Annotated in this window: 13 protein-coding genes; 7 read left to right on the forward strand and 6 right to left on the reverse strand. The window is 58.7% G+C overall.

All coding sequences use genetic code 11. The features are described 5' to 3' along the window. Positions 1 to 11 precede the first annotated feature (11 nt). Both KW839_RS23855 and KW839_RS23860 read left to right on the forward strand, forming a co-directional pair. Positions 12 to 317, forward strand: coding sequence for a ribbon-helix-helix domain-containing protein (locus tag KW839_RS23855; RefSeq protein WP_060540713.1), 306 nt, complete (start codon positions 12 to 14; stop codon positions 315 to 317). A 185-nt stretch (positions 318 to 502) separates the two neighbouring features. After that, positions 503 to 847 carry a YegP family protein gene (locus KW839_RS23860; protein WP_218425670.1) on the forward strand — a complete coding sequence of 115 codons (345 nt, stop codon included), beginning with the start codon at positions 503 to 505 and terminating at the stop codon, positions 845 to 847. Between the two features lie 114 nt (positions 848 to 961). On the opposite strand, the gene KW839_RS23865 is transcribed toward KW839_RS23860, so the two are convergent. The 3 genes from KW839_RS23865 to KW839_RS23875 form a co-directional block, all read right to left on the reverse strand. Next, entirely contained in the window at positions 962 to 1,981 is a 1,020-nt protein-coding gene (locus KW839_RS23865) for a DUF4917 family protein (RefSeq protein WP_218425671.1), read from the reverse strand. Between the two features lie 132 nt (positions 1,982 to 2,113). Continuing rightward, on the reverse strand, positions 2,114 to 2,398 hold the full coding sequence (locus KW839_RS23870; RefSeq protein ID WP_218425706.1) for a type II toxin-antitoxin system RelE/ParE family toxin: 285 nt from the start codon (positions 2,396 to 2,398) through the stop codon (positions 2,114 to 2,116). Continuing rightward, the gene (locus KW839_RS23875) at positions 2,388 to 2,627 is read right to left on the reverse strand and encodes a CopG family ribbon-helix-helix protein (protein WP_218425672.1); all 240 of its coding nucleotides are present in this window, start codon (positions 2,625 to 2,627) and stop codon (positions 2,388 to 2,390) included. Before KW839_RS23875 ends, KW839_RS23870 begins: the two co-directional genes overlap by 11 nt. Positions 2,628 to 2,825: 198 nt before the next feature. Between KW839_RS23875 and KW839_RS23880 the strand changes: the two genes are divergently transcribed. The 4 genes from KW839_RS23880 to KW839_RS23895 all read left to right on the forward strand — a co-directional run bounded on the left by KW839_RS23880 (position 2,826) and on the right by KW839_RS23895 (position 5,763). Continuing rightward, entirely contained in the window at positions 2,826 to 3,464 is a 639-nt protein-coding gene (locus KW839_RS23880) for a LysE family translocator (RefSeq protein ID WP_060540708.1), read from the forward strand. A 100-nt stretch (positions 3,465 to 3,564) separates the two neighbouring features. Beyond that, on the forward strand, positions 3,565 to 4,911 hold the full coding sequence (locus tag KW839_RS23885) for a bifunctional diguanylate cyclase/phosphodiesterase (RefSeq protein WP_060540707.1): 1,347 nt from the start codon (positions 3,565 to 3,567) through the stop codon (positions 4,909 to 4,911). Between the two features lie 117 nt (positions 4,912 to 5,028). Next, complete coding sequence (locus tag KW839_RS23890; protein ID WP_080995118.1) at positions 5,029 to 5,187, forward strand: KGG domain-containing protein; 159 nt, start codon at positions 5,029 to 5,031, stop codon at positions 5,185 to 5,187. 72 nt (positions 5,188 to 5,259) lie between these two features. Further along, a complete protein-coding gene (locus tag KW839_RS23895) occupies positions 5,260 to 5,763 on the forward strand; it encodes a DUF4142 domain-containing protein (RefSeq protein WP_060540706.1) in 504 nt (167 codons plus the stop codon). 39 nt (positions 5,764 to 5,802) lie between these two features. On the opposite strand, the gene KW839_RS23900 is transcribed toward KW839_RS23895, so the two are convergent. Beyond that, positions 5,803 to 6,213 (reverse strand): low affinity iron permease family protein, encoded by a 411-nt coding sequence (locus KW839_RS23900; protein ID WP_060540705.1) that lies wholly within the window; start codon positions 6,211 to 6,213, stop codon positions 5,803 to 5,805. Between the two features lie 165 nt (positions 6,214 to 6,378). Between KW839_RS23900 and tam the strand changes: the two genes are divergently transcribed. Continuing rightward, positions 6,379 to 7,149 carry a trans-aconitate 2-methyltransferase gene (gene tam, locus KW839_RS23905; protein WP_218425673.1) on the forward strand — a complete coding sequence of 257 codons (771 nt, stop codon included), beginning with the start codon at positions 6,379 to 6,381 and terminating at the stop codon, positions 7,147 to 7,149. 52 nt (positions 7,150 to 7,201) lie between these two features. On the opposite strand, the gene KW839_RS23910 is transcribed toward tam, so the two are convergent. Together KW839_RS23910 and KW839_RS27930 are read right to left on the reverse strand one after the other, a co-directional pair. After that, entirely contained in the window at positions 7,202 to 7,930 is a 729-nt protein-coding gene (locus KW839_RS23910; RefSeq protein WP_218425674.1) for a class I SAM-dependent methyltransferase, read from the reverse strand. A gap of 128 nt (positions 7,931 to 8,058) precedes the next feature. Next, a complete protein-coding gene (locus tag KW839_RS27930; RefSeq protein WP_218425675.1) occupies positions 8,059 to 8,988 on the reverse strand; it encodes an RHS repeat-associated core domain-containing protein in 930 nt (309 codons plus the stop codon). Between the last annotated feature and the right edge of the window lie 97 nt (positions 8,989 to 9,085).

The raw sequence follows: 9,085 nt of genomic DNA on the forward strand, positions 1-9,085 counted from the left end.
GGGATCTGTCCATGTGCGAGCTGTACGTCAAAGCCGACCCGATCCTCTACGAATCGCGCTCTCGCTCGCTACGCATCCGCGGGGTGGTCACCACCCTGCGCCTGGAGAATCAGTTCTGGGACATCCTCAGCGAAATCGCCGAGGTCGACGGCATGAGCACCAACCAGTTGATCGCCAGGTTGTATGAAGAGGTGATGGATTATCGCGGTGAGGTGGTGAACTTCGCCTCGTTTCTACGGGTGAGTTGTACGCGCTATTTGAGTCAGCGGCGGGGGCAGGCACCTGGGCTTTCGGTGGTTCGCGCAGCGGCGAAGTAGGCAAGTTTGTGTGGTCTGTACCGGCCTCTTCGCGGGCTAGTCGAATCGGGGGATCACATCGAACCTGTGGGAGCGGCGGTGCGACGATTCGACTTGCCCGCGAAGAGGCCGGTACAGGCGACAAAAATCCTGGCCTGGTCTTTACTCTCAAGCGCGCAACTTCTCAATCGCCCAGGAGTAAGAGTATGTCCGGATGGTATGAAGTGAGTAAAAGCAGCAGTGGCCAGTTCAGGTTTGTCCTCAAGGCCGCCAACGCCGAAACCATTCTGACCAGCGAGCTGTACACCAGCCGCGCTGCCGCCGACAAAGGCATTGTCTCGGTCCAGGCCAACAGCCCGCTGGAAGAACGCTACGAGAAAAAAACCACCAAGGACGGCCATCCTTATTTCAATCTCAAGGCCGGCAACCACGAGATCGTCGGTAGCAGCGAGGCCTACTCCTCAGAAGCGGCCATGGACAAAGGCATAGCCAGTGTGAAGGCCAACGGACCGAGCAAGGTGATCAAGGACAAGACGCTGCCGGTGCTCTGACCCCACGCCCACAGCTCATATCCCATACACACCCTTGTGGGAGCGAGCCTGCTCGCTCCCACAAGGGCGCCCGGTACACTCGGGGTAACGAAGTTGGCAGCGGACCCCGCAGCACTACACTTCGACCGGGACCGTCAGTTTCGGGCTACCCAGCGCATGGGTCTTCGAATCAAAGAACCGCAACTCGATCCCGGTCCCCTCAAACACCTTCGCGTAATGCCGCTTCTGGTGCTGGATGAACGCCTTGCTGCGCGGATAAATCGAGATCGCGACGAGCTGCGGTTTCGCCATGCGCAAGGCATGGATGATGTGACTGTCCTGTTCGCCCAGCGCATGGCCGAAGATGCACAAGCCGTCACCGTGGCCAAGTAACTGGTCGTAGCAGAACGACAGGTAATCCGAACTGCGAATGGTCTTGAGCTTGTCGGTACTCGGGCCCTCATTGACGAACAATGGCACGTCGTCGAGGGTCTTGATCGTGTTGTTGATGGCGAAGCTACCCAGCAGCGTGCCCTCGGTCGACAGCAGCTTGCGCGCCGTGCCGTCCTGATTGCGCACCAGGTGCAGACCACCATGCAGATACAGCAGGCGGGTTTTGTCGGTGGCGGTGGCGCTCAGGTCAAAACCCGGTTCGGCACCCTGGAACAGGTCGGTGATCGCCTCGGGCCGGTGCTGCACCGCCCAGTAGTTGAGCAGGTCGTAGTTGGTGGTAAACACCGTGCGATATTGGCCCAGTTCCTGATTGATCGTCGCCAGCGTCAAAGGCACTACCAGCCGCCACGGGATGTGCACTGCATGCACAGTGTTGATCAGCGCTTCCTTGATCGCGTAATAGCGATTGCGTGGAGCCGCAGAGCTGACAGCCAGGGCCTTGTTGACCCTGCTGGTGGTTTTCAGCGCACCGAGGACCTGCTCGAAACTGCGTGTCTGCAGCGCATCGAACACGCTCAGTTCGGATTGGCTCAGGGGCTTTTCTTCGACCGTGCGAGCGTTCTCGAACAGCGAGTCGTAGCCGAAGTCGTCCCACACTGCGCGGCTGGCGCCGTTACCCACCAGCAAGCCGCTGAACGACGCGCTGCTGCGCAAGGCGTTCCAGTCTTCAAGTTGGGCATCGACATCCTGGAAATCGGTCATTGCGTTTTTCGTCTCACAGCAAAAGGTCCATGGGCGGCGACTTTATCACGAGCCGACGCCGGGACCACGGCACGGCTTGGGACGAAGAGCGGGGAGGGGATATGGCTCTGATGTCTGGATAACGATCAGAGCTTACCAAGCGCTGGGTGGAAGGCGCCGGATATGAAAAATTCGCAGCACTTGCAGCCGACCTTGGCGGACTCGATAGGGAATCAGATAGGGGCGGTCGGGCATTGCCCATTCTCTAGTACCAGGTATGCGCCCTTCGCGGCCCGTTGCTGGAAAGCGAGCCAGGTGATCGACGCTGGCGAGAACGGCCTGGACAAAGTCAGCGGCCGCTCCGGGATTCTCCATCGAGATGCAAGCGGCTTCGTCATCCAGGTTTTTTAATGCGGTACGCAGCCACTCAACGCGCATTGGTCGTCCACTTTTCAGCGACGGCATTGACCTCCTCGGCGCTCGCAAAATCTCCTTCATCGGCTTCGATCAATGCTTTCTGTAATTCCTCGATTTGCCAGGCTTCCCTTGCCAGGTACTCACGTAATGCATCTACGGCGAGAAACGATTTGCTGCGGCCTGTGGCTTTGGAAAGGCTGGCGAGCGTATTGGCAATTTCGTCTGGCAGGCGCAAGGACATGACGGACATGATGATCTCGATGTAGTGGTGTGTAATACAACATACTACAACGTATTAAGTGATGCTGTCAGCCGCTGGTCCGGGGTTTGGGCCAGCAGCCCGGAACTGGTGGCTGCACCGATGAAGTTTTCGGTGACCTGGCAGTCGCCACCCGAAGACCTGAGATAGACTGGCGCCCATTCATCCGTCAACCGAACAGGAGTTCCCATGACCCCGTCGCTATTAATGGCCGTACTCGCCTCAGGCTTCATCTACGGGATCACCCCGGGACCTGGTGTGCTGGCGGTGTTCGGGATTGGCGCAGCCCACGGGCGGCGGGCCGGGGCGGGGTTTCTCTGCGGGCATTTGCTGGGGGATGTGGTGTGGTGCAGCACTGCGCTGATCGCAATCGTTGGCGCGCGGGAAATCGGCAGCACGGCCTTCGATGTGCTTGGCCTGCTCAGCGGGCTCTATCTGTTCTGGCTCGGCTTGCGTGCAGTGCGCGCACGACGCAGCAGTGCCCAGACGCCACAAGGCCCGGCGCGGCAGCCGTTCTGGCACGGCATCCTGTTCGGCCTGACCAACCCGAAGGCATATCCCGTTGCAGTGGCGACCTTTACCGCGTTGCTGTCCAGCCGTGCGGAACTGCTGCATTGGTCGATGTTGCCATGGTTGATCGTACTGAGTTTTATTGGTGGCCTTTTGGCATACGCTATTCTCATCGGTATAGTCGGGGCGCGGCAGGTGCGCACCTTGTATCAACGCCATGAATTGGCTATCACCCGCCTGTGCGGGATAATGTTCATCGGTTTCGCCATCAATGCCCTGGTGCATGCCTTGCCGGGGTTGGTCAGCAACAAGGCTTGACGCTGATTCAGGATGCATCAGCGCAACCGTCAACGCATGGGCGTTTGCGCGGTCAGGGATGGATTGGGTCGCTGTACTGTCCGGAATCGCTCACTGCACCATGGCAATCAGAAACTCCGCGCCGCTGGCGAGCTACATCGACCTCCTGCTGGACGCCGTCTGTGCGGTGGACAAACAAGGTCGCTTCGTCTTTGTCAGTGCGGCCTGCGAACGCATTTTCGGTTACAGCCCTGACGAACTGGTGGGCCAGCCGATGATAGAGCTGGTGCACCCGGCCGATCGCCAGCGCACCCTGGACGCCGCTGGGGAAATCATGGGTGGCGAGCCCAAGTTCAATTTCGAGAACCGCTACCTGCGCAAGGATGGTCGGGTCGTGCACATCCTCTGGTCCGCACGCTGGTCGGAAGTCGATCAGTTGCGCATTGCGGTTGCCCGCGACATCACCGAGCGCAAGCAGGCCGAGTCAAGGCAGGTGGCGCTGTTTGCGATTTCCGAAGCGGCCCACGCGGCAGAGGATCTGCTGGCATTGTTCAAACGAATCCACATGATCATCGGTGAGTGGCTGCCAGCACTGAATTTTTCCGTGGCGCTGTATGACGAGCACTGCGCGCAGCTGAATTTCCCCTATCACGTCGATGACCACGAGCCACAACCGGAGCACCCGGGGTCCATCACCGGGCGACTGTGTGCCGAGGTCATCCGGCGCGGCCAGCCGATCCTGCTGACCCCGGACCAGGAACAATTGCCTGTGGGATTCGAAATGATCGTGACCGGCCATGAATCACCCTGTTGGCTGGGCGTGCCGCTCAATTCGCAAAACGGCACCATCGGCGCGCTGATCGTCAAAAGCATGCCGGGCGGCGAGCGCTACACCGAACAGGACAAAGAATTGCTGCAATATGTTTGCGCCCAGGTCGCCACTGCGATCGAGCGCCAGCAATTACACGCGCGTCTGCAGCACATGGCGCAATACGACCAACTGACCCAACTGCCCAACCGCGAACTGCTGCGTGACCGGCTCAATGCCTCGCTGGAAGTGGCGCGGGAGAACGGCGGGCGCATGGCGCTTCTGTACGTCGACCTCGACCGCTTCAAGCAAGTCAACGATACCCACGGCCATGCGGTCGGCGACCTGCTGCTGCAAGCAGTGGCCAACCGGCTCAAGGGCTGCGTACGCGAAACCGATACCGTGGCGCGCATTGGCGGCGATGAGTTCGTGGTGTTGCTGCACAGCATTCACGCCGCCGACGACACCGACATCGTGGTCGGGAAAATCCGTCAGGTTCTGGTCCAGCCCCTGCGGCTGGACGGGCACAGCCTGAATATCCAGCCGAGTATCGGCGTCGCCCGATACCCCGATCACGGCACCGAAGAAAAGCAGTTGTTCAGGCACGCCGACGAGGCCATGTATAGCGCTAAACGCGAACAGCACCTGCGACGGGTCTGAATCCAGGTCGCCGTTCGTCGCGGTGCGAAACTATTTTTCTAAACCTTTTGCATCGCGCAAATTCAGATTCTATGCGGGCGCAAGTTCGCCGCGATCATCAAAAAGAGGAAGAGAATCATGCCTAACTCAAGAAACTCGAACTCGGGAAATTTCGCCAACGATCGAACCAAGGCGTCTGAAGCAGGTCGCAAAGGTGGGAAAACTACCACCACGACTGTCGATAAAGAGCCTGCGAAACCCGATATGGGCCGCAAAGGTGGCCAAAAATCCAAGTAGTGGTGAACGTAGTTTTGATTGAGAAGCGGGGGCGAAAGCTCCCGTTTAAATTTACTCGAGGAGGGCGCGACCATGCACCGGATGGCCACCCGAATACGATGTACCAGTTTTGCCACGTTACTGGGCCTGTGTGCCAGCAGTGCCTTCGCCCAGTCCCCCGTCGAATTCATCGATGATGCCTCGGCCAAAGGCATCGCGGATATCGAAGCCAGTCGCCTGGCGCACCAGAAGTCCGAATCCAAAGAGGTGAAGGACTACACCATTGTCGTCATCAACGACCGCACCACCGCCAACCAGCACCTGGCGAAAATTGCCAGACAACTGGATTTGCCGGTGGCCCCACGGGAACAAGTGGTGGAAAAGGCCAAGACCCTGATGCCCGAAGTCATGGAAGGCTCGAACTTCGATCAGGCCTATGCGGCCAGCCAGGTCAAAACCACCCAGGAAGCCATCGAGCAGCTTGAGCAAACGGCGCAAACCACCGATGTGCCGCAGATCAAAGCCTTTGCCGAGGAAACCCTGCCAAAGTTGCAAAATCACCTGCAAATGGCCAAGGCACTCCAGGCCAGTCGTTGATCGTCAGCGGGTGGCCCGGGGGCCACCCGCAAATCGCGATCAGCAGTTATTCAGGTCCTGCTTGCCTTCTTCCTGGACAACCATGCCGCCCACGGAAACGGTCTGGCCTTCACCCAGTTTGCGATACTGCTTTCTCAAGGCTTCGAGCTGCTTGAGGTCAAGCGCTTCCAGCCCCAGCATCGCGTTCTGCGCCTCCTTGGTCACCCGCAGTAACTCGTCGACCTTCAAGTGCAAGATGTCGGTATCGCGGTTTTGCGTGTTCTGAATCAGGAACACCATCAGGAAGGTAATGATGGTGGTCGAGGTGTTGATGATCAGTTGCCAGGTATCGTTGAAATCAAATATCGGACCGCTCAGGCCCCATAGAAAAATCAACAGGATCGCCCCCAGGAACGTCTTGGGACTGCCAGCCCACAGGGCGAGTTTTTGTGCGACTTTTGCGAACTTCATGGCCGTGTTTCCTTATGAGAGGGCGCCTGAAATTCAGACACTGGCGGCGGGATGAAAATTCGACTGTTTGTTACTGACTGTTGCATGATCGCTTTCGAAACCTTTGGCGGTGCCCGTAACGGTATCGTAGCGGTCCGCTGACATGGCATCGAAAAGGAGAACGCAATGAGTTGGTCCGCCAGACAATACGTCGCTTTTGAAGATGAGCGCACCCGTCCCGCCCGCGACTTGCTGGCGGCCATCCCGGCCGCAGACGTGCGCTCGGCCATCGACATCGGTTGCGGCCCGGGTAACTCGACCGAGTTGCTGGTGGAGCGCTTTGCCAACGCCACGGTGCGCGGTCTGGACAGTTCCACCGACATGATCGAGGCCGCCCGCAAGCGTTTGCCGCAATTGCAGTTCGATATCGCAGACATCGACACCTGGAGCGACAGCGGCCCGTTCGACGTCATTTTCGCCAACGCGGTATTGCAGTGGGTACCCGATCACGCAACGTTGTTGCCTGCGCTGGTGAGCAAGCTTGCACCGGGCGGCAGCCTGGCGATCCAGATGCCGGACAACCTCAATCAGCCTTCCCATCGCTTGATGCGTGAGGTGGCGGCTGATGGCCATTGGGCCGCAAAACTGGCAAGCGCTACCGGGCAACGCACGGAAATGGCCGATGCCGCTGGCTACTATTCGATGCTGAAATCTCACTGCAGTCGAGTCGATGTATGGCGCACCACCTACCACCATCCGCTCGCCGACGGAGCCACGGGAGTGGTGGAGTGGTTCAAGGGCAGCGGCCTGCGGCCGTTTCTCGAGCCGCTGGATGAGGTGGAGCGGGCTGAGTATCTGAAACAGTATCAGGCGGCCATCGAGCGGGCTTATCCGGCACTGGCCGATGGCTCGGTGCTGTTGCCGTTTCCGCGGTTGTTCATCGTCGCGACCCGCTGATACCTGAAGGGGTAGGGCACGCCGAGCGTCGTCTGCCCCCTTGCCTCATCCATCAGCGCTGAACACTGAGCAACATCATCATGGGTCGCTCACGTTCTTCGGCCAGTGCCGGTTGCGCTGCTACCTCGGCATCCGTCGGTCCCCACTCGTCCACACGCAGGATGTTGAAGCCCGCGCCAATCAGCAGGTTGAGCAAGGTGCCGAGGGTCCGGTGCTGCTTGATCACGCCGTCCGCCAGCCAGTTGGTCACGCGCTCACCTTCCAGTTGATAGCTATCCACGGGCCAGCTCTTGCGGCCCTCGGTATCGATGATCCACCCAGGATTGCGCGGCGCCATGAAGATCGGATGCTCGATGGAGAACACGAAGCGCGAACCGGGCTTGAGGGCTGCGTGGATAGTCGTGAATAGCCTCGGCAAGTCCTTGATGTAATGCAGGGCCAAAGAGCTGTAGGCCAGGTCGAAACTGGCGGCCGGCAGATCGAGGTGCTCCATGTCCGCACGTTCGTAGCGCACGCTTGATGCCGAGGTGGTCTTGCGTGCCTGCTCCAGCATCTTTTGCGAAACGTCCAGGCCGAGTACGCTGCCGACGCCTTGCTCGCTGGACCAGCGACAGAACCAACCGTAGCCGCAGCCCAGATCCACGACCTTCAGGCCTTGCATGGGTGGCAACATCGCTCTGAGTGCAGGCCATTCGGGTGCTGCATCCAGGCCGCCGATGGAGCGGGCCATCTGGCTGTAGCCGTGGAAGAAATCGGGGTTGTCGTAGATGTTTTGAGTCATGCAAAAGTCCATGTTCCGGGAAACGAGGCAGGCCCGAACATAGTAGTGGATCAAGCCTTTGGCAGAGGTTCGTGCATGAGGTTAAGCCTTGGGCCTGAGTTACATTGGTGAAATGTGAAAATCATTGCTTAGTGGGCGCTTCTGATTTTTTGGCCTGCCAGGATCGTTTCATCCACGAACTGCGTTGTTAAATCACTCCATCGGGCGGTCACTCGTTCAGGGCGATTCAGTAGTGCCTCCTGATCTTCCGCAGCATGTGCATTGTGCACCGCAGGTTCGGGAGTCTGAGGAGCGCGTGTAGTTGCGTGAGTGGGAGCAATAGAGGGTTGAGCCATCGGTGACCTGTTAACTGTAACTGGTGGCGTGCTCAGGTTCGATCTTAGGAGTGATGAACGGGAAAGTGTAGAGGTATCGACAAGTGAAGCTACCGACGCACCCCGTAGGGTTACTCTTGCTGTTTCTGCTAATGCCCCCCTCAAGGCAAACGTCAAGCTGGCTGTCCCTGCTGCCACACTCGCAGCTGCCAGAACGGGGGAGGAAGTTGCAACCGCTGCCGTAGCGAAAAGCACGCCGGCTCCCCCCGACCCAAGCGCCAAAGCTCTCGCCCCGTTTAAATGAGCAAAGTTTTTCACTGAATTAGCTATGCCCATGAGCGAGAAATATCCACCTGCGGTCCCCGCAAGGTGAATCGCAATGGCCGGAACAGCGACGCGTCCTGTTGGATCGCGACGATTTATGGGGTCTGCGCCACAGTACATGTAGGGGTTTACTCCACCCGCCCCGAATGGGCTCAACCTGTCGGGACTGTGGAAACGCATCAGCGCCGGGTTATAGGCCCGATAGCCATTGCCCAGCATGTACCAGCTAGTACGAGATTCCCGCAACTCGCCATTGAAACCCAGCTGGGTCGAAACTGGGCGGCCAGCTGAGAGGTGCCCGTAGGTGGTGTATGTTATCGCGTGTGCGTCACCCTGACTCACTTCTGCCTGAACGGATTGACTCTGGTTGGTGGCGAGTAGAATCGTATGTCGGCTTTTTATCGATTTGGGTGACATCATAGGGTTTGCACCTACGTGTTAAAGAGGATGGTGTGGTTGTTTTACAGTAATTGCTCTGACGTCTGTACTAGCAGAACTGATAGTGCTGGGTCCTGTA

Source organism: Pseudomonas sp. PDM31 (genome assembly GCF_019218965.1).
In the GTDB taxonomy this organism is placed as follows: Bacteria; Pseudomonadota; Gammaproteobacteria; order Pseudomonadales; family Pseudomonadaceae; genus Aquipseudomonas.

Bases quoted from the DNA above. Each gene is read 5' to 3' on its own strand.
- KW839_RS23855 (WP_060540713.1), top strand. From the start codon at position 12: ATGTGCGAGCTGTACGTCAAAGCCGACCCGATCCTCTACGAATCGCGC.
- KW839_RS23860 (WP_218425670.1), top strand. From the start codon at position 503: ATGTCCGGATGGTATGAAGTGAGTAAAAGCAGCAGTGGCCAGTTCAGG.
- KW839_RS23865 (WP_218425671.1), bottom strand. From the start codon at position 1,981: ATGACCGATTTCCAGGATGTCGATGCCCAACTTGAAGACTGGAACGCC.
- KW839_RS23870 (WP_218425706.1), bottom strand. From the start codon at position 2,398: ATGCGCGTTGAGTGGCTGCGTACCGCATTAAAAAACCTGGATGACGAA.
- KW839_RS23875 (WP_218425672.1), bottom strand. From the start codon at position 2,627: ATGTCCGTCATGTCCTTGCGCCTGCCAGACGAAATTGCCAATACGCTC.
- KW839_RS23880 (WP_060540708.1), top strand. From the start codon at position 2,826: ATGACCCCGTCGCTATTAATGGCCGTACTCGCCTCAGGCTTCATCTAC.
- KW839_RS23885 (WP_060540707.1), top strand. From the start codon at position 3,565: ATGGCAATCAGAAACTCCGCGCCGCTGGCGAGCTACATCGACCTCCTG.
- KW839_RS23890 (WP_080995118.1), top strand. From the start codon at position 5,029: ATGCCTAACTCAAGAAACTCGAACTCGGGAAATTTCGCCAACGATCGA.
- KW839_RS23895 (WP_060540706.1), top strand. From the start codon at position 5,260: ATGCACCGGATGGCCACCCGAATACGATGTACCAGTTTTGCCACGTTA.
- KW839_RS23900 (WP_060540705.1), bottom strand. From the start codon at position 6,213: ATGAAGTTCGCAAAAGTCGCACAAAAACTCGCCCTGTGGGCTGGCAGT.
- tam (WP_218425673.1), top strand. From the start codon at position 6,379: ATGAGTTGGTCCGCCAGACAATACGTCGCTTTTGAAGATGAGCGCACC.
- KW839_RS23910 (WP_218425674.1), bottom strand. From the start codon at position 7,930: ATGACTCAAAACATCTACGACAACCCCGATTTCTTCCACGGCTACAGC.
- KW839_RS27930 (WP_218425675.1), bottom strand. From the start codon at position 8,988: ATGATGTCACCCAAATCGATAAAAAGCCGACATACGATTCTACTCGCC.